This window comes from Pedobacter petrophilus (assembly GCF_009674725.1).
In the GTDB taxonomy this organism is placed as follows: domain Bacteria; phylum Bacteroidota; class Bacteroidia; order Sphingobacteriales; family Sphingobacteriaceae; genus Pedobacter; species Pedobacter petrophilus.
In genome coordinates this window covers 1-25,602 of the sequence record NZ_WKKH01000043.1, presented here as the reverse complement: position 1 = coordinate 25,602, position 25,602 = coordinate 1, and the positions used below count along the sequence as shown (strand labels likewise).

23 protein-coding genes are annotated in these 25,602 nt (G+C 36.2%); 22 read left to right on the top strand and 1 reads right to left on the bottom strand.

Features of this window, described 5'->3' with window-relative positions; genetic code table 11:
- Positions 1–5 precede the first annotated feature (5 nt).
- The 21 genes from GJU39_RS19205 (at position 6) to GJU39_RS19105 (ending at position 20,764) form a co-directional block, all read left to right on the top strand.
- The gene (locus tag GJU39_RS19205) at positions 6–1,724 is read left to right on the top strand and encodes a thiamine pyrophosphate-binding protein (RefSeq protein WP_154282624.1); all 1,719 of its coding nucleotides are present in this window, start codon (positions 6–8) and stop codon (positions 1,722–1,724) included.
- 38 nt (positions 1,725–1,762) lie between these two features.
- The gene (gene rfbH / locus GJU39_RS19200; RefSeq protein ID WP_154282623.1) at positions 1,763–3,067 is read left to right on the top strand and encodes a lipopolysaccharide biosynthesis protein RfbH; all 1,305 of its coding nucleotides are present in this window, start codon (positions 1,763–1,765) and stop codon (positions 3,065–3,067) included.
- A gap of 28 nt (positions 3,068–3,095) precedes the next feature.
- A complete protein-coding gene (locus GJU39_RS19195; protein ID WP_154282622.1) occupies positions 3,096–4,307 on the top strand; it encodes an MATE family efflux transporter in 1,212 nt (403 codons plus the stop codon).
- 9 nt (positions 4,308–4,316) lie between these two features.
- Positions 4,317–5,201, top strand: a complete 885-nt coding sequence (locus tag GJU39_RS19190) for a glycosyltransferase (protein ID WP_154282621.1) — start codon at positions 4,317–4,319, stop codon at positions 5,199–5,201.
- Positions 5,188–6,162 (top strand): glycosyltransferase family 2 protein, encoded by a 975-nt coding sequence (locus GJU39_RS19185; RefSeq protein WP_154282620.1) that lies wholly within the window; start codon positions 5,188–5,190, stop codon positions 6,160–6,162. The genes GJU39_RS19190 and GJU39_RS19185 overlap by 14 nt, the downstream gene beginning before the upstream one ends.
- Before the next feature lie 4 nt (positions 6,163–6,166).
- Positions 6,167–6,763, top strand: a complete 597-nt coding sequence (locus GJU39_RS24130) for an acyltransferase (RefSeq protein ID WP_154282619.1) — start codon at positions 6,167–6,169, stop codon at positions 6,761–6,763.
- Positions 6,764–7,651 carry a glycosyltransferase family 2 protein gene (locus GJU39_RS19175; RefSeq protein WP_154282618.1) on the top strand — a complete coding sequence of 296 codons (888 nt, stop codon included), beginning with the start codon at positions 6,764–6,766 and terminating at the stop codon, positions 7,649–7,651.
- A 9-nt stretch (positions 7,652–7,660) separates the two neighbouring features.
- Positions 7,661–8,986, top strand: coding sequence for an O-antigen polymerase (locus GJU39_RS19170; protein ID WP_154282617.1), 1,326 nt, complete (start codon positions 7,661–7,663; stop codon positions 8,984–8,986).
- A gap of 44 nt (positions 8,987–9,030) precedes the next feature.
- Complete coding sequence (locus tag GJU39_RS19165) at positions 9,031–10,194, top strand: glycosyltransferase family 9 protein (protein WP_154282616.1); 1,164 nt, start codon at positions 9,031–9,033, stop codon at positions 10,192–10,194.
- 3 nt (positions 10,195–10,197) lie between these two features.
- Positions 10,198–10,782, top strand: a complete 585-nt coding sequence (locus GJU39_RS19160) for an acyltransferase (protein WP_154282615.1) — start codon at positions 10,198–10,200, stop codon at positions 10,780–10,782.
- Positions 10,783–10,798: 16 nt separating this feature from the next.
- Positions 10,799–11,935, top strand: a complete 1,137-nt coding sequence (locus tag GJU39_RS19155) for an NAD-dependent epimerase/dehydratase family protein (RefSeq protein ID WP_154282614.1) — start codon at positions 10,799–10,801, stop codon at positions 11,933–11,935.
- A gap of 1 nt (position 11,936) precedes the next feature.
- Entirely contained in the window at positions 11,937–12,929 is a 993-nt protein-coding gene (locus GJU39_RS19150) for a glycosyltransferase family protein (RefSeq protein ID WP_154282613.1), read from the top strand.
- Between the two features lie 4 nt (positions 12,930–12,933).
- Positions 12,934–13,887: a D-glycero-beta-D-manno-heptose-7-phosphate kinase gene (gene rfaE1, locus GJU39_RS19145; protein WP_167515728.1), complete on the top strand. Its 954-nt coding sequence runs from the start codon at positions 12,934–12,936 to the stop codon at positions 13,885–13,887.
- A 2-nt stretch (positions 13,888–13,889) separates the two neighbouring features.
- Positions 13,890–14,891: an ADP-glyceromanno-heptose 6-epimerase gene (gene rfaD / locus GJU39_RS19140; RefSeq protein WP_154282611.1), complete on the top strand. Its 1,002-nt coding sequence runs from the start codon at positions 13,890–13,892 to the stop codon at positions 14,889–14,891.
- Positions 14,891–15,457, top strand: coding sequence for a D-sedoheptulose 7-phosphate isomerase (gene gmhA / locus GJU39_RS19135; protein WP_154282610.1), 567 nt, complete (start codon positions 14,891–14,893; stop codon positions 15,455–15,457). The genes rfaD and gmhA overlap by 1 nt, the downstream gene beginning before the upstream one ends.
- Positions 15,458–15,460: 3 nt before the next feature.
- Positions 15,461–15,964 (top strand): D-glycero-beta-D-manno-heptose 1-phosphate adenylyltransferase, encoded by a 504-nt coding sequence (gene rfaE2, locus GJU39_RS19130; RefSeq protein ID WP_154282609.1) that lies wholly within the window; start codon positions 15,461–15,463, stop codon positions 15,962–15,964.
- A complete protein-coding gene (locus GJU39_RS19125; protein WP_154282608.1) occupies positions 15,957–16,424 on the top strand; it encodes a D-glycero-alpha-D-manno-heptose-1,7-bisphosphate 7-phosphatase in 468 nt (155 codons plus the stop codon). Before rfaE2 ends, GJU39_RS19125 begins: the two co-directional genes overlap by 8 nt.
- Before the next feature lie 235 nt (positions 16,425–16,659).
- A complete protein-coding gene (locus GJU39_RS19120; RefSeq protein WP_154282607.1) occupies positions 16,660–17,712 on the top strand; it encodes an acyltransferase family protein in 1,053 nt (350 codons plus the stop codon).
- A gap of 109 nt (positions 17,713–17,821) precedes the next feature.
- Positions 17,822–18,796, top strand: a complete 975-nt coding sequence (locus GJU39_RS19115) for an NAD-dependent epimerase/dehydratase family protein (protein ID WP_154282606.1) — start codon at positions 17,822–17,824, stop codon at positions 18,794–18,796.
- A gap of 160 nt (positions 18,797–18,956) precedes the next feature.
- Complete coding sequence (locus GJU39_RS19110) at positions 18,957–19,121, top strand: hypothetical protein (protein ID WP_154282605.1); 165 nt, start codon at positions 18,957–18,959, stop codon at positions 19,119–19,121.
- Positions 19,122–19,372: 251 nt separating this feature from the next.
- Entirely contained in the window at positions 19,373–20,764 is a 1,392-nt protein-coding gene (locus tag GJU39_RS19105; protein ID WP_154282604.1) for an undecaprenyl-phosphate glucose phosphotransferase, read from the top strand.
- Between the two features lie 880 nt (positions 20,765–21,644).
- Here the strand turns inward: GJU39_RS19105 and dxs are convergent.
- Positions 21,645–23,573, bottom strand: coding sequence for a 1-deoxy-D-xylulose-5-phosphate synthase (gene dxs / locus GJU39_RS19100; RefSeq protein ID WP_154282603.1), 1,929 nt, complete (start codon positions 23,571–23,573; stop codon positions 21,645–21,647).
- A gap of 161 nt (positions 23,574–23,734) precedes the next feature.
- On the opposite strand from dxs, the gene GJU39_RS19095 reads away from it, so the two are divergent.
- Positions 23,735–24,478: a segregation and condensation protein A gene (locus GJU39_RS19095; protein WP_154282602.1), complete on the top strand. Its 744-nt coding sequence runs from the start codon at positions 23,735–23,737 to the stop codon at positions 24,476–24,478.
- Positions 24,479–25,602 lie beyond the last annotated feature (1,124 nt).

Here is a 25,602-nt window from a genome sequence, read left to right as displayed (position 1 = left end):
TTTCCATGAAGGCATCTGATTTTATTGCTAGCTTTTTGAGCAAAAAAGGAATCGAAAGTGTATTTGAACTTTCAGGAGGGATGATTACCCATATCTTAGATTCGCTAAACCAAACGACAAAAATAAAAATTGTTACGATGCACCATGAGCAGGCTGCAGCATTTGCAGCGGAAGGCTATGCACGTATCACTGGTTTACCTGGAATAGCACTGGCCACCAGTGGTCCAGGCGCGACGAATTTGCTTACCGGAATTGGAAGTTGTTATTTTGATTCCACTCCTGCAGTATTTATTACCGGGCAGGTGAATACGCATGAGCAAAAAGGCGATCGTGACATTCGTCAGTTAGGATTTCAGGAAACTGATATCGTAGCGATGGCTAAACCAATCACTAAAGCTTGTTATCTCGTTAACGATCCTAATGAGCTTGAAGCGGTTTTTGAAAAGGCATTTGCTTTAGCTATGTCTGGAAGACCGGGTCCGGTGCTGATCGATATCCCAATGAATGTGCAAAGGGCACAAATAGAGGTTTCAGATAACTATGTGAAGAAAGATGTAGCTGCGAACATCTCTGTGAATACGCTAAACGACTTAATCGCTGACATTAAATTATCCAAGAGACCTTTAATTCTTTCTGGCAGGGGCATAAAGGCAGCATCCAGCCAAATCGCTTTTGATCATTTTGTTGAAAAAACGCAAGTGCCTGTGGTTACGACCTTATTGGGGCTTGATACGATAGCTTATCAAGATGATTTGAGGGTTGGGTTTATCGGAAGCTATGGAAATCGGTGGGCCAACATTTCCTTTGGGGAGTGTGATCTGCTTATTGTATTGGGCAGCCGGTTAGACATTCGTCAAACTGGTGCAGATACCAAGTTTATAGAAAACAGAAAAATCTATCATATCGATTGTGAATCCGGAGAGATCAATAACCGGGTATTGGGCTGTATTCCAATCGTTGCTGATTTAGGTAAGTTTTTTGAGGAGTTTGAAAAAGCTGCTCAAGATTTGGTATTCGTGGCACCTAAAGAATGGCTGACACGGATTAACGCATTAAGAACAGAATGGCCTGACACGAGTGAACTTACACCTGATGGGATCAATCCAAATAAGTTTATGCATGCACTTTCTCAGGCAGGAAGTGAAAATAAAGTGTATCTAGCCGATGTTGGTAGCCATCAAATGTGGTCTGCTCAATCCCTTGAGTTGTTAAAAGGTCAGCACTTTATGACCTCTGGCGGCATGGGTGCCATGGGTTTTTCACTGCCGGCTGGAATTGGCGCTTGCATCGCATTAAATAATCAACCCGTGGTGGTATTGATCGGTGATGGATGTATGCAAATCAACATTCAGGAATTGCAGACCATTGTACGTAATAACCTAAAGGTTAAGATCGTAGTGTTGAATAATAAAACACTTGGTATGATCAGGCAATTTCAGGATAGTTATTTTGAATCAAGATATCAATCTACCTATTGGGGATATAGCGCCCCGGATTTTGCAAAAGTTGCTATTGCCTATGGAATCGAGGCGATAACTATTGAGCGTCCGGATGAAATTCAATCTGGCGTAGATTGGCTCTGGAGCGAAGAAAATAAAGATAAGCCACAGCTTTTACAGGTTATGGTTGATCCTCATACCAATACTTATCCAAAAATAGCATTTGGTAAACCCATTACCGAAATGGAACCTTTTGCGACGCCTATAGAAATGGAAGGCACTTAGTAATTCTAATTAGATAAATACAGAACAATACAAAACATATGTTAAAGAATATCACTGATTCAAATCTAGAAACTGCATTGCGTGCAATTGCAAAGCAGAACACAACTCAAACCATTATACCAGGTCAAAACTATATTCCTGTTACCGGAAAAGTTTTAGATGAGGAGGATATCATGTTAGGCGTTGATGCAACATTAGATGGCTGGTTGACTGCTGGACGTTTTGCCAGTCAATTCGAACACGAATTTGCTCAATATTTTGGTGCTTCTAAAGCGCTTTTAGTTAACTCTGGTTCATCTGCAAATTTGGTAGCATTTTATGCTTTAACGTCTCCAAAATTAGGAGATCGTGCCATCAAGCCTGGTGATGAAGTTATTACAGTGGCGGCGGGTTTTCCGACAACAGTGAATCCAATTGTACAATTCGGTGCTATCCCTGTATTTATAGATGTTGATGTTGCTTCTCATAACGTTAAAGCAGATATGATCGAGGCTGCTGTATCTCCAAAAACTAAAGCGATTATGATTGCTCACTCATTGGGTAATCCATTTGATTTGGATGAGGTGATGCGTGTGGCGAAGAAATACAATTTATGGGTAGTTGAAGATGATTGCGATTCTTTAGGTGCTACTTATAAAGGAAAGAAAACAGGTACCTTTGGCGATATTGCTACATTTTCATTTTATCCTGCACATCATATGACTATGGGTGAAGGTGGAGCCGTAATTGTAAACAATCCAGATCTTGCAAAATCTGCAGAAAGCTTCAGAGACTGGGGAAGGGACTGTTATTGCCTGCCTGGTAAAGATGATACCTGTGGATGTCGTTTTGGACAACAGTTAGGCTCATTGCCTTACGGTTATGACCATAAGTATACCTATTCTCATATTGGGTTTAACTTAAAGGTTACGGATATGCAGGCTGCATTTGGTGTTTCACAATTCAAAAAGTTAGACTACTTTATCCAACGTCGCCGGGAGAATTTTGCAGCATTATATTCCAGGATGAAAGAATTTGAAGATGTTTTCATTCTACCTGAAGCTACACCTAATTCTGAGCCCTCTTGGTTTGGCTTTTTGTTGACCTTGAGAGAAGGTGATTCAAATGATCGCCACATGTTGGTTCAGCATTTAGAAGAAAAAAAGATCGGAACAAGATTGTTATTTGCAGGTAACCTATTGAGGCAACCCGCTTACGCCAATGTTGAGCATAGGGTTGTTGGCGATTTAACCAATACCGATATTATCATGAACCAATCGTTTTGGTTAGGCGTTTGGCCTGGATTAAATGAAACTCACTATGATTATATTGCTGATGTGATTAGAGAATATATAAATGCATAATTATATTGATTTCTTAATACTTTTATAATTGAAAAAATCCATAATATTAGAAGTTGGGATTGTTCGAATCTTCGTCGTTTTATTACAATTACTCTTTTTAAAAGCTTATAGTAATCATTCAACACTTTATGAGCTGGGATTATATTATTTTCTTTTTACACTTTCCTATTCTTTAAATGCATTTGTCTTAGTACCGTTAGATTATTTTCAGCAATCTCAAATATATAAGCTGAAAGAAAATGGATATTCTTTAAAATCATTTTATGCGGTCAATATTTGGGTGCTAAAATTAACTGGTATCATTTTATTTCTAGCTGTATCAATAGGGTATTTTATAAACCCTAATTATTCACTAGTTGCTTTAATTATAATTGTTTTGGCTCTAAGTACATACTTAGTTAATTTTTTAAGGGGGTTAATTAATAACTTAGAAAGGAGAAGAATGGCAATTTATTCCTTGCTTTTAGAAAATGGATTAAAAGTCGGGCTGTATTTTATTTGTATTCATTATTTTACATCTAGCTCAACTATTATTTTGATAAGCGTACTTTCAGCTTCTATATTATCTTTTTGCCTGCTGATTTTTTTAGTTACAGGGTTTGAAGAATTTAAGCGGGCAAAGATCCAAATATTTAAACCTTCCGATATTTTTAAATTTTCATATCCGATTTCTTTAGGGGCCGTAGTTAACTGGATACAATTACAGGGTTATAGAATGATTTTAGTGCCATTTGGATTGGTAGAAATTGTTGGGGTTTATGCAACAGTGTCAAATGTTGGAACAAATGGAATGAATGCATTTTCGACGATTTATTCTCAACTTTTTGTGCCAAACCTCTATAAAAGCCAGGGTAAGTATTTAAAAACCTATCTTATATATGCCTTATTATCCATAGTCGGCATACTTGCGATAAGCTATTTTTTATCAGACTTTATTGTTTTGATACTTACAAAAAACGACTTTGTTAAATATTCTACTTTAATCCTATATGGAATAATAGCTGAAGCAGGTAATTTCTTAATTGGGGCATTATTAATTTATTTAACGATCCATAATTTAACCAGTGCATCGCTAAAGTCAACCATAACTGGCTTGATCGTTTTTCTTATTACTTTCTTTGGTTTGTACTATTCTGGACACATTAACGTATTTACGATAGGTATTCCAATTGTGGTAACACAGATTGTGATTACTATGTATTTGGTGTATATAATCCACACTGAAAAAGCTAAATCCTAAAAATATATCATGATAACATTCGTAATTTTTACTTACAACGAAGAACATAGAATCGAAAAAGTAATCAAAAACTACCAAGGATATGGAAAGGTTGTGATAGCCGATGGAGGTAGCACTGATAAAACACACGAAATCGCTAGGAGTAATGACTGTGAGGTGTTTATTAGACCTAAAACGAATCATGTCTTTGTAGAAAATAAGGAAGTATTGGATGCATTATATGAAATACTTACTACTGAATGGGTATTTCTGGGATATGCAGACGAACATATGAGTAAAGATACTTTAGAAAAAATTTCTGAAGTTGTAGCCTCTAACAAATTTGATGCAATTAAAATTTATCGTAAGAACTATTTCTACGGTGATTTTTGTAATGATTCATACAAATCTGCAAATAATAGGTTATTCAAGACTTGGGCTTACGATTTCACAGATAACTATATCCATGGGATGGGAAAGCAAACTGTTAGTGATGATAGAATTTATAATCTACCACCTCAATACTTTATTCATCATTTCATTGATTGCACTCTTGACTCTCATCTTTCGAAAATAAATAGATATACAGATAGTGAACAACTAGCACATAGTAACTTAAAATCAAAAACCTCAATTTTCTATTTTTTCTATTTAATAATTAAAAATTTAGTAAAAAATTATTTCTTTGAGAAAGGTTATAAAACAGGCTTTGCAGCATTGTCCTTGGCTGAGTTAACTATATTTTATGAGATTGTAAAAAATATTAAAATTTACGAAAGTCAGCATCAAATAACTGACGAAACTATTGACAAGAAAAACAATTTGCATCGCATGGAAATACTTAAAGATTTCATTAATACATCTCCCGTTGATGATAAGGTTCAAAAAGGCAATTTAAAAAATGGAAAATATTAAATTATCAATTTGTATTCCCACATACAATAGGGCAGAATATTTGGATTTAACACTTGAAACCATTACCTGTCAATCAGTATTTACTAAATCAAACGACATAGAAATAGTTATCTCAGACAACTGTTCTTCAGATCACACTGAAGAGATTGCGAGGAAATATATAAAGGATTTTGGCAATAAGATAGTTTATTTTAAGAATGAGGAGAATTTGGCTGATAAAAACTTTGAACTCGTGCTATCGAGAGGTAGAGGTTTGTATTTAAAGTTGAATAACGACACATTAACTCACACATCCAATACGCTAAATTGTATTTTGCAAGACGTAAACGCAAATATTGAGTCAAGAAATGAACTATTTTATTTAAATCAGGGCTTAGATAAATCTAAATCGATATTGTGCAATAATTTAGATGAGTTTATAAACAAGGCAGCGTACTTTGGGGGGTGGATTGGCTCATTCGGCATCTGGAAAGACGATTTTCATAAGATGGAAGATTTTAGCAGATATGCAAAGCTATTACTAACACAAACGGACGTATTATATAGGTTAATTTCTAATAAAGGAAGAATATATGTAAATAATGAATTGATTTTTCTATCTCAAGATTCAAAAATTAAACATAAAGGGGGCTATGATTTAATCACCATTTTTCTAGACAATCATAGCTTTATTTTAAATGAGTATGTGGAGAAAAATCAAATTTCAACTACTACCTACAAAAAATTGACTTCAAAGTTATTGTTGATTTTTCTGCGCAAGTATTTGGTAATGGCGGCAGTTGATCCTGATAAATACCGATTTAAAAGCAACTCACCATTTTCTCGCATAATAAAATTTTACAACCCGCGGTATCTGTTATTATTTCGGTTTTTTACTTTATATTACACTTATTTAATTTTTAGCTACTTAAAAAAAGCAGGTAAATCGATCTTGCCAATTAAAAAAAAGGTTATTAAGTAAGGCTATGCATAAATATATTAGTAAGTTTAAGGTTTTATGGTACTATTTAAGTTTGCATTGGTACTATATTTTAGTATTTGCAAAGATTGGAAAGAATGCAAGAATTCAAAAACTTCTCCGATTGGAATGCCCTGAGCATATATTTATAGGCGATGATGTTAATATTGGAGCTAATAGCTGGTTGGCAGCTAACCCTTTGACTGGTCAAACGGATTGTAACTTAATAATTGGTAATAGAACTTATATCGGTAATTTTGCACATATATATTGTATAGGAAAAATAACAATTGGCGAAAATGTATTGATAGCTGATAAGGTTTATATCAGTGATAATTTACATAGATATGAAGATGTCAACATAGCCATATTGGATCAGTCGGTTAAACAATTAAAAAATGTTCTCATTGGGGATGGCTCATGGATTGGCGAAAACGTTTGTATAATCGGTGCAAACGTTGGAAGAAATTGCGTAATTGGAGCAAATTCAGTTGTAACTAAAGATATTCCAGACTTTTGCGTAGCGGTGGGCAGCCCAGCAAAAGTGATCAAGAGATTTAATACCGAAATGGGAATTTGGGAAAAAGTTAACAAAAACAATTAGATGGCAAAACTTGGCTTAGTAACCGTGTTGTATAAAAGTGATGAGGTTCTTTATGGTTTTTTTGAAAGTCTTTCGAAACAGATATTCTCTGATTATCATTTATATATCATAGATAACTCACCGTCAGAAACTACTGACAGTTTGCTGGTAGAGTTGATCTCTAAATTTCCAATATGTGGGGTTTCTCATATTAGGAATGAAAATAATAATGGAGTTGCTAAAGGCAATAATCAAGGAATTAAATTGGCACTTGAAGATGGTTGTGATTATATCTTGTTGTTAAATAATGATATTGAATTCCCACAAGAAAACCTCTTGGGAGATATGTATTCATGTGCAGTTTTAGAGGGGCAGGACATTATAATACCTAAAATATTCTACTACGATAGCCGAACCATATGGATGGCTGGTGGCTCCATATCAGAATTTAAAGCTATAAGCAGTCACGTCGGTGTTGATGAGATTGATATAGGTCAGTATGATCAAAGTTTGTATTTTAACTATGCGCCAACCTGTTTTATGCTAATTAACCGCACTGTATTTGACGCTGTAGGGTTAATGGATGAGGATTATTTTGTTTATTATGATGACACAGACTTCCTATTTCGCGCTCGCAAGAAAGGATATAAAGTATACTACTTACCCAAGCTAGAAGTTTTCCACAAAGTTAGCAGCAGTACTGGAGGTGGGGAAACATTATTTTCCATTTACTACCTAAATAGAAACCGCATTTTCTTCATTTTAAAAAATCTTAAATTCCCAGCCAGGCAAATTTCATTATTTTATACATTAGCTACAAGAGCTGTACGGCTACTAAAATATAAATTGCCAGAGCGCAATCAATTGGTTAAAGCAATTAAAGACGGCTTTAATATGAAAAATATATAATTTATTGATATGCTTTTTACCAAGATTTTAATTTGTTTTTCAATGTGCGTTTTTACGATAGGCACGTATTTTATATGGTTTGATAGAAAAAATGTATTAAATCATTTAGGCATAGGTTTGTGTTTTGTAGCCTACGTAATACCGCTCTTCGTTTTTGATTTAAACGATTTTGCAACAGACAACACTATAAATCAATACGCCATAATAAATATTCTTGGAGCGCTAACTTTTATTTTGGGGCTTTTAATTGGAGTTCGGTGGAAAAGCCTGATTTTAGTAGATACCGTTATGAAGTTTTCTACTGCAACAGATGGTATTGTAAATCCAAAGTTTGGAATAGGTGTCATAAAAGCTTCGAAGGTGATTTATACGATTTGCCTGGTTATTATGGCGCTATGTTTTTTATATATGGGATTTTTGCCAATGTTTGCCGCAGATCCTTATTCTGCAAAGCAGTTTAAAGGGATTTACAATATTCGATACCACGATGTTGCACTCTTTTATCGAACATCAAAGCAACTCATTCAATTGTTAATGCCTTTCTTACTAATAAGCTTTTTTGATAAAAAAAGTAAGAATATCTTATTATTAATTGTTATTGGGGTAATATTAATTGCTGTTTCACTAAGCCGGTCTGAAGCGGTTACTGGCTTGATTCTAATTTTTTCAATAATAATTGCATTAAAGAAGAGCAAAAAGGTATTTATATATTATCTATTGTCTTTAATTTTTGTATATTCATTAGGGAGCAGTTTTTGGATTATTGCATCAGTTTATTTTCCTAAAGCAGGTTATGTCCATGAAATTGATAACTTAAGTATTGGCTATGCCATAGCTTCGGGTGCTCCTGATATTCCAGACCAACTTAGTTTTCTTGAGGCATTTAATTCAAATCATATTGATTTTACTTATGGACTAACCTTTGTTGGCGGCCTAATTCCGTTTAACTTTAAATGGAATCCTTCTGTTTGGACCCTTTTGGTCGCAAACGATACCGATGATATTTCTGAAATTGCATCTGGAGGTCTGAGACTTCCAGTTTCTTTGTGGGGGTATGTTAGTTTTGGTTGGCTTGGTGTAGTTGTGGTTCCTTTCTTTTCAGCTTTTTTAATCGGCTATATTACAAAAAAGATAAAATCTATTGTTAATAAGTTAACAGCCGGCGCAAATGGTTATTTAATATTTTATTGGCTTGTATTCTTATATTTAAATATTGGGATTGTCTTTACATCATTTTATACGCTAAGTATATATTTTCTCCCAGGATTTGTTTTTTATGCTATGGTTAATTACTTTATAAAAAAGACTAACCATAAAAGACTTCCTTTTAACTAGATGAAAAACATTATTTTTGAAAATTAAATGCAAAGGAAATTAATATGCCTACTTTTAACAAAGAGAAAACAGATAAACTTAGTAAAATTGATTCTGTTTTTAGAAAGATTTACCTTAAGCCAAAGAATAATAAAATATATCCTTTATTATCAGATATAGAGGTAAAAGAAATTGTCGTATTAGCATTTCTTTTGATTGGCGATACGATTATGTATATTCCTGCTTTTAAAACAATCCGAAAAAATTTTCCAAATGCAAAAATTACTATTGTTTGTGAAAAAGTAACGGAAATTATATTAAAAGATCAAAAACTAATAGATAATTTTGTAATTATCGATTGCCCTTGGATTGTTAAGACAAATTATTCTCTTAAAAATCTTTTAAAATTTAAATCCACATTGCGTGTAATTAATGGTGTAGAATACGATCTTGCAATAGATTTCAGAGGAGATTGGCGGAATATCTTTTATTTAAATTTTATTAATTCAAAACGAAAAGCAAGTTTTAATTTTACCGGCGGAGAGTATATGCTTACCGACGTAGTCAAACCTATTGATGGAATAGATAACTTTACTGAAGAATCATTATACCTCCTAGAACAGCTTGGGATGAATGTTGAGATTAATGATCGTGTTCCCAAGCTTCAACTCTCTTCAAAATCATCGACATATTTACAAAGTATAAGCTCAGAATTTAATTCAGAAGGGAAATTTGTTATTGGCATACATCCGGGATCGAGTCAAGAAGTGAAAAAGTGGGAGGAATGTAAATATGCTGAGCTTATTTTAAGATTAGCAAAAACAAGCAATATAAAATTTTTTATATTCGAAGGACCAGATGAAAATGAAACTGTAGGAAAAGTTATTGCCGATCTAAAGGATAAAAATGTAGATTTTCTTATTGTAAAGAAAAATCTCATTGAATACATAGATATTTTGAGTTTATGTAATTTGGTTGTTTGTAATGATAGTGGAGCGGCTCATATTGCGGGAGCATTTGGAGTCCCAACTGTAGTTATATTTGGGAATGTTGATCCTAAATATATCATTTCAAAAGAGGCATTACATATAAGAGTAATTTCACATAAATTAATATGTAAACCTTGCTTTCAAAGTTTTTGTAAATATGGACATCGAGACTGCATAAAAAAAATACAGGTAGATGAAGTATATAATACTACAATGGATTTAATCGGGTGGAAATTATAAGGTATGGGATTTAAAATAATATGGTTTATTAAGACTATGTTTTGGCGATTGATTGTCGGAAGGATAGGGATACTTAGCTATTTTAGTGACCCTGTATTTTTATTTGGCGCAAAAAGAATTTTTATTGGAAATAGAGTGAGAATTTTTCCTCAAGCAAGATTGGAAACTCATTTTAAAGGTGAAATAATTTTTGAAGACAATATTTCAATTGGACAAAATCTTCACATTGTTAGTTCACATGAAAAGCTCGTAATTGGAAAGAACACAACTTTTTCCGCTAATGTATTCGTTACAAATGTGGATCATGAGTATTCAGAATTAAATATACATATACTTAAACAAAAGTATTTAGTGAAAACCACTAAAATAGGTGAAAATTCGTTTTTGGGTTACGGGGTTGTAATACAGGCAGGTACTATTTTAGGTAAACATTGCATTGTTGGCTCTAATGCTGTTGTTAGAGGAGTTTTTCCAGATTATTGCGTTATAGTAGGTTCACCTGCAAGAATAGTAAAAAGATATAATCACGATTCTAAATTATGGCAAAGAACAGATAGTGACGGACAATTTTTAAATTATAAAGAATAAAATCAAAAAATATAAAATGAAAAATATTTTAATCACAGGTGGTGCTGGCTTTATAGGCTCTAACTTAGCACTTAAATTAATTGATAAAGGTTATAATATAACTATTTTGGATAACTTATCTAAACAGATACATGGCGAGGATCCAATTCATACCAGTCCGCTATATCAAAGCATAATTGGAAAGGTTAAATTTATCGAAGGAACAGTTACCTCTAGGGCAGATGTCGAAGCGGCAATTATCGACCAGGATGTTATTGTTCATTATGCTGCCGAAACAGGAACAGGCCAGTCTATGTATCAGATTGAACAATACGCTAACGTAAATATTGGGGGTACCGCGATATTGTTAGATTTACTTGCAAACAAAGACAATAACGTTAAAAAGATTGTAATCGCTTCATCGAGATCAATATATGGTGAAGGAAAATATTTTTCGGAAGAATTTGGAGATGTTTATCCTAAACACCGTGAAGATTCGGATATGAAGAGCGGCGATTTCGAAGTTAGATACCCAGGTGTTTCGCAGCCTTTGAAACTAGTTGCTACGGATGAAGATTCGAAAATACATCCATCATCCGTTTACGGGATTACAAAACAAAATCAAGAACAGATGATTATGACGGTGTGTCCAACAATAGGCATCGCACCTGTGGCGTTTAGATATCAAAATGTGTACGGTCCTGGCCAGTCCTTATCTAATCCATATACCGGTATTTTATCTATATTTTCTACACTGATAAAAAACAATAAGGCGATTAATGTTTTTGAAGATGGTAAAGAAACCCGCGATTTTGTATATATCGATGATGTAGTTGATGCGACTATTCTAGGAATAGAAAATGATGCTGCAAATGGCCATGTTTTTAATGTTGGGACTGGTGTTCCAACAGAAGTGAATACTGTTGTCTCTGAGTTATTAGCAAACTACGGAAAAGAAGTACCAGTTAAAATCTCTGGAAATTATCGTCTCGGTGATATACGACATAATTTTGCAGATTTAACTAAGATAAAAAATACTTTAGGTTTTGAGCCGAAGGTATCTTTTAAGGATGGCATAAAGAACTTTGCAATGTGGGTAAACACACAGGAAGTAAATGCTGATAAATATGAGAACTCAATTACAGAGATGAAAGAAAAAGGGCTATTCAAATAATATGTTTAAAGGTTCTGTTTTATTTATTTGTCCAGCATTTTTTGGATATGAAATTGCAATTACTAAAGCTTTAGAGTTTAATGGCTATTCAGTGGATTATATCGATGAACGACCATCTAATAATTCATTTTCAAAAGCTATTTTTCGAATAAAGAAAGATCTTTTAAATAAGCAGATCAGTAGTTATTATAAATCGGTGGAAGAGAAGTTAGCTCACAAAAAGTATGACTATCTTTTCATCATAAAGGGCGAAGTTGTGCCTATTAGTTTTATCGAAAATTTTAAGGAGAAAAACCCAAATGCGAAACTAATTTATTATACCTACGACTCTATTAATAATAATAACAAAAATTCGATTTTTATACTCCAACATTTCGATAAGTGCTTTAGTTTTGATTTTGAAGATGTGAAGAAGTTTCCTATTCTGAAGCAGAAGCACCTTTTTTTTACTGATGAATTTTTGATCGAAGGAGAAATCCCACAAAAGAAACATGATGTCTCATTTGTGGGTACCTTGCATTCAAACAGGTTTTCTGTAATGAAAAAGCTTTTCAGTTATTTCAAAAAAACTTTCGTATTTTATTATATGCCGGCCAGGTGGTTTTTCTATTTCGAAAAACTTACTAAGAAGGAATTTAAGCCTATATCAATATCAGATGTAAGTTTCAATAAGATTAGCAGGGCTGAGGTGGCAACGATTTTTAAAGCCTCAAGAAGTGTTTTGGATATACAACGTTTTGGTCAAACCGGACTAACGATGCGTACTTTCGAAGTGCTCGCATCAGGTGCTGTTTTGATAACAACTAACCCTTATATTGAACAAGCCGACTTCTACAATGCTGATAACATTCTTATTCTACAAGATTTAACAGATGAAAAATCTATTACTGAAATTTCAGAAAAAGCGGTACAAGATGTTGAATCAATAAGAGGTAAATCTGCAGCTTTTGAAAAATATTACGTTAATAATTGGGTAAATGAATTCTTTGAATAAAAACATGGAAATTAATAATAAAAAAGTTTTAGTGATTGGTGATTTAATGATCGACCATTATATCTACGGAGATTGCAATAGAATCTCTCCTGAAGCACCAGTGCCAGTGGTTGAAGTGCAAAGGGAAGAGCAGACATTAGGTGGTGCGGGAAACGTATTACAGAATTTGCAGGCTATGGGCTGTTATGCAGATATAGTTTCCATCGTTGGCGATGATCAGGAAGCTGATTTTATTCAAAGTGAACTGGTTAATAATGGTTTATTGGGAAATGGTCTAGTAAGGAGTAAGGCAAGATGTACGACAATAAAATCGAGAGTACTAGCTGCTAAGCATCAGTTAATTCGGCTAGATAAAGAAAACACTGAACTGATATCATCTGCCGAAGTTGAAAAATTTCTTCCGCTTTTTGATAGTAAAATTCCGCTTTTTGATATCGTCTTAATATCCGATTACAATAAAGGATTGTTGACAAAGGACTTGTTGAGTCAGATTTTTGAAAAGTGCAAAAAACACGGTAAGGTTACTATATTAGATCCGAAAGGGTTAGATTTTTCTAAATATAGAGGGGTAAGCATCATAAAGCCAAATAAGAAAGAGGCGATCATGGCTACCGGCATCAATATAAAAGATCAAGAAAGCTTAAAACTTGCATGTCAAAAGTTACAAGAAATTACCGACTGTGATCATGTGATTATTACGCTTTCAGAGGATGGAATTGCTTATTTTTCACATGATGTTCTCAATATAATCCCGACTGTTGCTATTGATGTTGTAGATGTTACAGGAGCCGGTGATACAGTATTAGCATCTTTAGGTATTGCATTAGCAAACAATAATTCGTTGCACGACGCTTGTGTATTCGCAAATCATGCAGCGGCTGTTGTTGTAAATAAAGTTGGTAGCGCAACGGCCACTTTGGAAGAAATTATGAATAAAGAAACTACCTTAAAATCATAAAAATGACGAAAGACAATACAATTATACTTACAGGAGCAGCGGGTTTCATTGGTTCTTGTATGGCACAACATCTGAATGACAATGGATATACAAATCTTATTTTAGTCGATGATTTTGGGCATGAAAGTAAGCGTAAGAATTGGGAAAATAAAGAAAGGGTAGCCTGCATTGAGCGTAAAGAACTCAAAGATTTTCTAGCACAGACAACATTGAGTGTAGACTTAATTATCCATTTAGGTGCAAGAACCGACACTACGGAGTTTGACTACAGTATTCATCAGGAATTAAATGTAGATTATTCAAAGTTTATTTGGAATTTTTGCGCTGAAAAACAAATTCCTTTGATTTACGCATCTTCAGCAGCCACGTATGGCGATGGTGAACTTGGGTATAATGATGATCATGAAGTGGTAGAAGAGTTAAAGCCGCTTAATCCATACGGAATTAGTAAGAATGAATTTGATAAGTGGGCACTAAAGCAACCTTCGGGCCCAACCTTTTGGACAGGTTTAAAGTTTTTTAATATATATGGGCCCAACGAGTATCACAAAGGGAGAATGGCAAGTGTTATCTGGCATTCTTTTAATCAGATAAATGATTCCGGGCTCGTTAAACTATTCAAAAGTCATAAAGAAGGATATGCAGATGGAGAGCAGTTAAGAGATTTCGTTTATGTTAAAGATTTGCTCAAAGTTATTCTATGGATGACCAACGAAATGTTAGCTGAAAATTGGTCTATTGACAATAACGGACTTTATAACTTAGGAACTGGTAAAGCCAGATCATTTGAAGATTTGGTTAAAGCTACTTTCAAAGGTTTAGGAATTGAGCCGAAAATTGAATTTATAGACATGCCAATTGATATCAGGGATAAATACCAATATTTTACAGAAGCAAACATGAAAAAACTGCATTCGGTTGGTTATAACGAAGATTTTTATACACTTGAAAGTGGTGTGTATGATTACGTTAAAAATTATTTAATTGATAATATTTATTACTAATGGAAGAAGTTATTAAATTCATATTTGCGGAACACAAAGAAGTTATTGATCGTTCAGAAATACAGCTTACCCAAAAAATACAGAGGGCGAGTGAATTAATCATTAGTCAACTTAAAAAAGGGAAGAAAATTCTGCTTTTTGGAAATGGTGGAAGCGCGGGTGACGCTCAACATATTGCTGCGGAATTTACGGGGAGGTTTTTGAAAGAACGCCGGTCATTGCCGGCAATCGCACTTACCACAGACACTTCGGCTCTTACGGCCATTGGAAACGATTACGGCTATGACAGGGTTTTTGAGCGTCAGGTAGAGGGGTTAGCTAGTGAAGGTGATGTGCTAATTGGTATCTCAACCAGCGGAAATAGTACTAATGTTTTAAAGGCGTTCGAAAGAGGTAAAGAAAAGGGTTGTTATATCATCGGGTTATCAGGCAGAGACGGGGGCGCAATGAATGAGCTATCGGATCTGAATATGGTAGTTCCCTCGGATGTTACAGCCAGAATTCAAGAAGTTCATATTCTGATTGGCCATATGATTTGCACTGCTGTTGACAATAATTTTGATTAAATAATGATAGACACACTGGAATTATTAGCAAAAGAAAAGATATTTTCACCTGATGAAATTGCATTAAAATCAGCGTTATGGAAATCAGAAGGGCAGAAAATTGTATTTACCAATGGTGTTTTCGACTTATTACATATTGGTCACCTGAGCTATCTAATGAAGGCGGCTTCGTTAGGTACGAAACTGATTATTGGAGTTAATTCAGATATATCAGTTAAGAGGCTTAAGGGCGAAAATAGGCCTATAAATGCAGAATATAGTCGCCTATTAATGCTAGCTTCCTTATTTTATGTAAGCGGAGTGATAGTCTTTGGCGAGGATACACCTTTGGCGTTAATAAAGCAAGTAAAACCTGATGTCCTTGTGAAAGGGGCTGATTACTCTATTGATACAATTGTTGGCGCTAAAGAAGTTTTGGCAGATGGCGGTGAGGTACAAACGATTGAATTTGTTGATGGCTATAGCTCAACCAAATTAATTGCAAAAATAAACACAAAGAATGAATAAAGCACTTTTTCTAGATAGAGATGGCGTTATAAATATTGATCATGGCTATGTGTATAAGATTGAAAACTTTTTTTTTACAGATGAAATATTTAAAATTGCGAAGCATTACCAAGATCAGGGTTTTTTGATTATTGTAGTTACGAATCAGTCTGGTATTGCACGTGGTTATTACACAGAAATCGATTTTCATAGGCTAACAGAGTGGATGGTGCAAAAATTTCGGGATCAAAATATTGAGATCACAAAGGTTTACCATTGCCCTCATCACCCTGATTTTAATGGACCTTGTAGTTGCCGAAAGCCAATGCCTGGGATGATTTTGAGTGCAAAAGCTGAATTTGATTTAGATCTTCCTAATTCTGTCCTCATCGGGGATAATAAAACGGATATTGAAGCGGGCGAAAAAGCGGGGGTAGGAGAAAATTATTTAATTTATGAACTAAATATTAATAGGGCATAACTATTCAGGTAATTAAGGTTCCAAAATTTTGTATTTAATAGATACTTACCAGTAAATTAAGTATATCATAATTAATTATATTCATTTACGGCAATTACTTGCTAAGGTTAAAAATAGATATACTGGTGAAATTCTTAATGTGTTATCTATTAAAGTAGGGAGTAGTGGATCCTTTGAATTTTGAATAAATCTTAAAAGTGTCGTAAACGACTTTCGAATAATAAATTAAATTAAAATGGCTTCCATCGTTAATAGAGAACAAAGAGTATATTTTTTAGATTATGCTAAGTTTATTGGAATCTATCTGATGGTCTTAGGGCATTTAGAATTACCACAAGACATTAAAAATTCGATATATGCGTTCCATATGCCACTTTTTTTTGCAATCTCTGGTTACTTATTTTCCTTTAAAAAAAATATGTCGGCAAAAGATTTCATCCTAAAGCGGGGTAAGCAACTTATAATTCCTTACTTGATATTCAATGTCATTACCTACATATTTTGGCTCTTTGTAGGTCGAAAGTTTGGTCTTGATTCTACGGAAGACATAAAACTTTATAAGCCTGTAATAGGTATTTTTTACGGTAATGGTAATAACAATTTTTTAATTCATGATACTGTATTATGGTTTTTGCCTTGCCTTTTTATAGTAGAGACTATTTATTTTATTTTTTTCAGGAATAAGACCAAAATAATATCTGTATTATTGCTTTGCTGCTTCCTTGCTGCAGGTTTTCTGGATTATAAATTTATAAAAATCAATTTACCATGGGGTATAGATACTGCTTTTACAGCAATTGTTTTTTATGGATTAGCGAATTTGTTTAAACCAGGCATAATTAAATTATTAAACATTCCAAAACTTAACTTGGGCATCTTAACGATATTCTTATTTTTGGCATTTATATACCTGTCCACATTAAATGGTAGAGTGGATATGCTGGCATTAGCATACAATAATTATCCTTTATTTATATTCAATGCTCTACTTGGGGTGATGCTTTGTTTATTAGTATCTTATCTGGTAAGCGAAGGGTTGGGGAAACTCTTTGTTATAGAATACATCGCTAAGAATACTATTATTATACTTGCGTTTCATGCTTTTGGATTTACTATTATTAAGGCTGTTACATACTACCTACTTAAGTATCCAATGTCAATTTATGAGACAAACTTATACTTTAACATTTTTGTTGCTGCCATCACAATATTAATCTTAGTGCCAGTAATGATACTCTGGGATAGGTATTTTCCAGCTATTATTGGAATAAAACCTAAAGCAAAATAAATCAGGCTTTGATATTTTAGAAAAACTGATCAAAACAGCCTGACATTTTTCTTTATATTTATACATATTTTAAGGTGTGGAATACATCGGGATAAAGTAAAATAAAAAAATGAATCACATCATATTTGGAGGATCCGGGTTTATCGGTACACACCTCAAACGTTACGTTAATGAAACCCTGGCTTTGGCTGATCAAGTATATAGTTACGATATCAGAAAGAAAGTGAGCGATGGTTTTACAGAACTGGATATTAGAAAAGCCATCGCTTTAAATTTACCAGATGCAGCTAACAGCGTTATTTATAATTTAGCAGCTGTCCATACTACACCAGGGCACCCTGATCATGAATATTTTGAGGCCAATATTTACGGTGCACAGAATGTTTGTGATTTTGCAAGACAAAATAAGATTCAAACTATTGTGTTCACGAGTTCTATTGCCCCTTACGGTGCATCAGAAGAATACAAAACTGAAGATACCTTACCAATGCCCAATACACCATATGGTATTTCCAAGTTAACTGCAGAATACATTCATAAGTTGTGGCAGGCTGAAGATCCGTTAAACCGTAAACTGGTAATTGTTCGTCCTGGGGTGGTATTTGGGAAACAGGAGGGCGGAAACTTTACCAGATTGTATCAATCCATGAAAAAAGGATTTTTCTTTTATCCAGGGAGAAAAGACACCATCAAAGCTTCTGTATATGTGAAAGATGTGGTCAGAATTTTATATGAAACTGCACAGCAAGAAAAACAAGGTGTGGTCACCTTTAACTTAACTTATTTCCCTGCTCCCACTATCGAGCGGATTTGTGAAACGATGGCAGAGGCTACCGGAGTTAAAGCGCCTAAAGTATTGGTGCCAGGCTGGGCTTTGAAATCGGCTGCGAGGAGTGCTTATACGGGAGGAAGGTTATTGGGAAAAAAAATAGCAGGCATTCATCCAGACCGGGTGAAGAAATTAATGATCTCTACCAATATATCAGGAGAGAAACTAAGCAAATCGCCGTATGCCCTTCAGTTTAGTTTAAAGGACGCACTTCATGATTGGTTTGAAGACTGTGAAAAAAAGGCACTTTACTAATGTAATGTGTCCGTTCAGTGCCTGTAGATATCTTTTGCGTTAACTGAGCATAAGCACTATGTCATTCAGGAGATTTATATATGGGCTTATAAACTGTCATAGTTAACCTCAAAATGTCTATAATTCCGAACATATTCATTAGGATACTACGAAAATCTGCATGATTAATCTTCCCATAGGTAAAGCAGCAGTGATTAGGGGATTAGACAATTTTATTGTAGTGGATGATGAAAATGTATTGATGATTTATCCCAAATCGGAAGAGCAGGAAATTAAAGAAGTATCTAAAGAAATGGTTGCCAGATTCGGAGATCAATATTCTTAATAGGAGCCAGGGCTTATTAAATCAAGATAAGCCCTTTTTTCTACTCGTTATGGCTGTTGATCTACTAATTGTGTAAAGCACAATTTTTCATCATGCAGATCAATTGAAAAGTGTAACTTTGATGTGAATTAAATGTGTGCAATCAGTATACATAATAACCAAACTTCACAACGATTTAATATAAGAGGCATTATTTTTGTTAATTTTGCTAAACATTTATTACACTTAGTTGTTGGCGCTCGATAAATTTTATGCAAACACGTTACCTATACATTTTAAAATACCTGTTGCCTGTAACCGATCTCCTGATGGTGCTCGCCGTGTATTTTTTCTCTTATCAGTTTACCAGTTACCTGGGCAAAAGCGTAGATGCTGAATTGCAGTGGCATTACGTAGTGGTTTGTAGCTTGATGTGGATCGTTTCTACTACCTCTTTCGGGCTTTATACGGAATATGGTTCCAGGAGAATTGAGCGGATTTACAGGGGGACCTGGCGAAGTGTGCTCCTGCATGTAATTTTATTCTCCGTATATTTATTTTTTTCTAAACAAAATGAATTCTCCAGGTCTTTTCTGGTGGTATTCTATGGCACATTAGGGATTCTGTTTCTGGTGAATCGTTTTATTGGGACATCTTTTCAGTTTTTATTGTTTAACCATTTACGGGGCGTAAAATCTGTTGCCATTATGGGCAATAATGCAACCGGAACCCAACTGGCTACTTATTTTGAGAAACAGAAATATATCGAATTTCATGGATTTATTCCAGATGTGCCGGATCATTATTTAGAACGTGATGGTAAACTGAGTAGTGCAGTAGGCAGACAGTTTGAACTAGCGGTTGAAAAAGGAATTAAAGACATTTACGTAACCATAGCGCCCGAGCGGATGAGCGATATGTTGTTGTTAACGGAGGAAGCAGAGCGCCAATGCGTGCGGTTGAAGTTTATCCCGGATATTAGCGGTGCATTATTGTCGCCTTATACGGTGAGCTACCTGGGGAATGAATTCCCGGTGATTTCCCTTCGTTCTGAGCCCTTAGAAAAAATCCACAACCGTTTCAAAAAACGTTTGATCGATGTGGTATTTAGTGGCCTGATTATTTTATTTGTGTTGAGCTGGTTATATCCCATTATTGCGTTTCTGATTAAGTTGCAAAGTAAGGGGCCGGTACTGTTTAAACAATTGAGAAGCGGACGGGATGATGAACCCTTTTATTGTTTTAAATTCCGCAGTATGCGGATGAACGCAGATAGCGATAAAAGGCAGGCGAGTAAAGATGATGACCGCATTACGCCGATTGGTAAGTTTTTAAGAAAATCGAGTCTGGATGAATTGCCACAATTTTTTAACGTATTTATGGGGCATATGAGTGTGGTTGGGCCAAGGCCGCACATGTTAAGCCACACCGAACAGTATAAAGGCATTGTAGACCAGTTTATGGTGCGCCACTTTTTAAAACCTGGTATTACCGGTTGGGCACAGGTGAACGGATACCGTGGTGAAACAAAAGAAGATTATAAAATGGTGAAGAGAGTAGAACACGACATCTGGTACCTGGAAAACTGGACAGCCGCTTTAGATGTTAAGATTATCTTTATGACGGCCATTAATATGGCTAAGGGCGAAGAGAATGCTTTTTAAGTAGCGCAATATCCTTATCAATAAAAAGCTCGATCTGTTTTGCAGACCGAGCTTTTTATGTTTTCGAGATTTTTTATCCGCTCTTTGCCGCGGGGGCATGGTACTTTGGAGCGCCAAAGTACCCAAAGCGCTTCGTCAATCCAGCCAGGGGCCTTTGCACTATCTCCCGCACATCAAAAAAACAGCGGCACTTGTTTTGTGTTCCATCCTTCATTAAATTGAACTGTCATTATGAACACAAAACCACTGCGTTTAAGGTTTGTTAGTGCTATGGGTTCTTTTGTACAACTGTTTTTTTGATTTTTCCGGCCCTTGGGATTGACGGCGTTCTTCGGTAAGGCTTGTGCTTTTATTGAAGTTAGTTAGCAAAGTGCATAGGAAACTACGCCAGAAGTTTTTATATGATGGTGCCAAGGAGGGGGTAGCAGGCTGGGGTGTAAAAAGGAATTAAATGTTTTTAAACTCAGTTTATCCTTAAAGATTTTTTATCCGCTCTTTGCCGCGGGGGCATGGTACTTGAGGCGCCAATTACCCAAAGCGCTTCGTCAATCCAGCCAGGGGCCTTTTGCGCTATCCCAAGCGCATCAAAAAAACAGCCGGCACTTTGTTTCGTGTTCCATCCTTGTTTAAATTGAACTGGCATTATGAACACAAAACCATTGCGTTAAGGTTTGTTAGTGCTATGGGTTATTTTGTACACCTGTTTTTTTGATTTTTTCCGGCCCTTGGGATTGACGGCGGTCTTCGCTAAGGCTTATACATTATTTAAGCTAGTTAGAAAAATGCCTGGCATATGTTAGCTGCCCGATCCTCCAAAGGAGGAGGATCGCGATCGTTATTTCCTCTGCAACATCTTAGGATGGTAGCAGCAGACCTTAATTTATCCCACCATGGTATTGGTTGTTCTTTTTACGCCTACCTTTCTTACTGCCTGAACAATGGCATCTTTATCATAACCACATTCTGCCCATAGTTCTGGTTGCTCTCCGTGATCTATAAACTGATCGGGGATGCCTAAGCGGATTACATTCGCATTGTACTGATGATCAGCCATAAATTCTAAAATGGCAGAACCGACACCGCCGGGCAATGAACCATCCTCTACGGTAATGATATGTTTGTATTTAGAAAAAACCTCGTGGAGCATTTGCTCATCTAATGGTTTCACAAAACGTAAATCGTAATGTGCCGGATAAATGCCTTCACTACTTAATTCTGAACGTGCTTCGACAGCGAAATTACCCACATGGCCGATAGTTAACAGGGCAACTTCATCACCATCGCATATTTTCCGGCCTTTGCCAATGGCTAAAGCTTTGAAAGGCCTTTTCCAATCAGGCATCACTCCATTTCCACGTGGGTAACGGATAACAAAAGGACCCACATTTTCTTGTTGTGCGGTATACATCAGGTTGCGTAATTCTTCTTCATTCATCGGCGAAGAAATAACCAGGTTTGGGATACACCGCATATAGGCAATATCATATGCGCCATGGTGTGTTGCCCCATCCGCGCCAGCTAAGCCGGCCCGGTCTAAACAGAAAACCACGTTAAGCTTTTGAATGGCTACATCGTGAATGACCTGATCATATGCCCGCTGCATGAAACTAGAATAGATATTGCAGAAAGGAACCAATCCTTGTGTGGCTAAGCCTGCAGAAAACGTAACCGCATGCTGCTCTGCAATTCCAACATCAAATGCACGCGTGGGCATGGCCTTCATCATAATGTTTAATGAAGAGCCTGATGGCATTGCAGGGGTAATGCCTACTATTTTATCATTCGCCCTAGCCAGTTCGACCATGGTATGTCCAAAAACATCCTGGTATTTTGGTGGCTGAGGTTTATCCGGAACGCTTTTTTTAATTTCTCCGGTAATTTTATCAAAGAGGCCCGGTGCATGCCAGATGGTCTGATCTTTTTCTGCCAGTGCAAAGCCTTTACCTTTTACGGTAATGCAGTGCAAAAGTTTCGGCCCCGGGATAGCTGATAAATCTTTTATGGTTTGGGCTAAACGGGTAACATCGTGTCCATCTACCGGACCAAAGTACCTGAAGTTAAGTGCTTCGAATAAATTACTTTGTTTCAGGAGTGTTCCTTTGATACTTTTCTCAATTTTCTTCACATACTTGTGTGCATTGGGACCTAGCTTAGATAAGCCGGCCAATACATTTGAGATATCATCGCGGAAGCGGTTATAAGATTTCGAAATGGTAATGCTGGTGAGGTATTCTTTTAAGGCGCCAACATTCGGATCGATAGACATGCAGTTATCGTTTAAGATTACCAGCACGTTACTGTTTTCTATTCCGGCGTGGTTTAAGCCTTCAAAGGCCAGGCCGGCCGTCATTGCACCATCGCCAATTACGGCAACATGCTGTCTGTTGGTTTCACCTTTTAACTGCGAGGCTACCGCCATACCTAAGGCAGCCGAAATGGAAGTAGAAGAGTGACCAACGCCAAAGGTATCGTATTCACTTTCCGAAATTTTAGGAAAGCCACTGATGCCTTTATAGATTCTGTTGGTATGAAATAATTCTCTGCGGCCAGTCAGGATTTTATGTCCGTAGGCCTGGTGTCCAACATCCCAAACGAGCTTATCGTAAGGGGTATTTAACGCGTAATGCAAGGCAACCGTTAATTCAACAACACCCAGGCTGGAGCCAAAGTGGCCGCCGTTCACACTCACCACATCAATAATATACTGACGTAACTCCTGGCTTATTTGTTCTAAGTCAGACTCGCTATACTGCTTTAAATCAGCAGGGTATTTAATTTTAGATAATAGGGGGCCAGCTTTAACTTGCATTCAGATTTTTAGGTAAAAACAAGATACAAAGTAAGGTATTTTTGTTCTAATATTCATGTAAAAAATCAATCAATCCATTGAATGTCAGTTCTGCTGATTTTGAAAACCTGCATAAAATGCCTAAACCTTTAATATAAAATTCGTTATGTTTGTTTTTACAAATGCAATCAGCGATTTTCGAGATAAAACTTCCGGTATTCGAAGGGCCATTCGATCTTTTATTATTTTTCATCGAACGGGATGAGTTAAATATCCAGGATGTTGAAATTGCAAAAATTACCAATGATTTTCTGGCTTATATCCACCAACTCCTTTCGGTTAATGTAGAAGTGGCGAGCGAATTCATTTTGGTGGCCGCTACCTTAATGCGGATAAAATCCAAAATGCTGCTGCCCAGAATTGAAGTTGATGAAGCTGGAAATGAAATTAATCCGGAGGAAGACCTTATTGCCCGGCTGATTGCTTACAAACAGTTTAAATCTGCTGCGGAAGAAATGAAAGCTTTTGAAGCGGACAGAATGAAGCAGGAACGAAGGGGGAATATTGAACATGACCTTACACTGGCCGCCGAAAGTGCTACGCACCAGGATGAACTGCTCTCTCTCGACCTTTATAAACTGCTGATGGTTTACCAACGCACCATGCAGAAATATGAGTTGCGGAGCGAAGAGGTTAAACATACGGTAGTTCAGTATCCTTATACGATAGAACAGCAAAAACATTTTATTGCCAATTTACTGAACATTAATGAGCAGATTGATTTTGCCGTAGTTTTGAAAAACTCTGAAAATAAAGTTCATTTCGTATATAATTTTCTGGCTATCCTGGAGATGCTGCAGCAACAAATTGTAGAGATTACGATTGGCAGTGGCTTTAATAATTTTCAGGTGAAAGCCGGGGGTTAATGGTTATCGTATCCAGTAGTCAGTATCAGGTATCAAGTGGTAAGTACAAAGTACTAAGATTGGAAATTGAGTCAGGTTGAAATGTCTTTAGTTTTTTAGCTAAAGGGTGGGGAACTACAGGATAAGATAGATTGGCTGTTTTTTTCGCTGCGCTGGCTTGCCTCGGCTGGCCGCCGAAGGGCTCTTACTTTTTTGCTTGATCAAAAAAGTAACAAAAAAATCAAGGCTTGGATCTGATGTTGGATAAGCGAGTCGAAAACCTGTTTCGGCAGCACAAGTACCGATGAAGAATCGGCAAATGTGCGCTGCCTTGGTTCGGTGGGTGTTTAAAGTTGGTGGGGGTGGTTTTCAACTGCTTCTCCTTCCATCATCTCCTAGGCCGGAGAGCAGGGTGTAGATAGTAGGGTGTTGATAGCGGAGTGCCGTCAGTAAATCGTCATTCTGAATTATTTCAGAACCTATTTTGTAAATAAAAGATGCTTGCGGGTTTAAAGTAAAATCGTCCTTATACGAAAAATCGTCATTGCGAACTGAAGCGGAGGCGTGAAGCAATCTACTTTGTTGTTGCTTATCAATTATTTGGCCGCTGCGCTGGCTTTGTTTCGGCTCGCCGCCGCCGAAGGGGCTCTAAACTTTTTCTTGATAAAAAGTTTAACAAAAATCAAGGCTTGGACCTGATGTTGGATAAGCGAGTCTAAAACCTGTTTCGGCAGCACAAGTACCGATGAAGAATCGGCAAATGTGCGCTGCCTTGGTTAGGGGTGGGGGTGAAAGTTGGTGGGGTGGTTTTCAACTGCTTCTCCTTCCATCATCTCCTATGCCGGAGAGCAGGGTGTAGATAGTAGGTGCAGATAGCGGGGTGCCATCAATAAGTCGTCCTTGCGAACTGAAGCGGAGGTCGAGCGAGGGCGTGAAGCAATCTTTTTTTAATATCATCGCTCGTCTTCCTGAACCTATATTCCTTATACGAAAAATCGTCCTTGCGAACTGAAGCGGAGGTGGAGCGAGGGCGTGAAGCAATCTATCTTGTTGTTGCTTATTAATTATTTGGCCGCTGCGCTGGCTTGGTTTCGGCTCGCCGCCGCCGAAGGGGCTCTAAACTTTTTCTTGATAAAAAGTTTAAC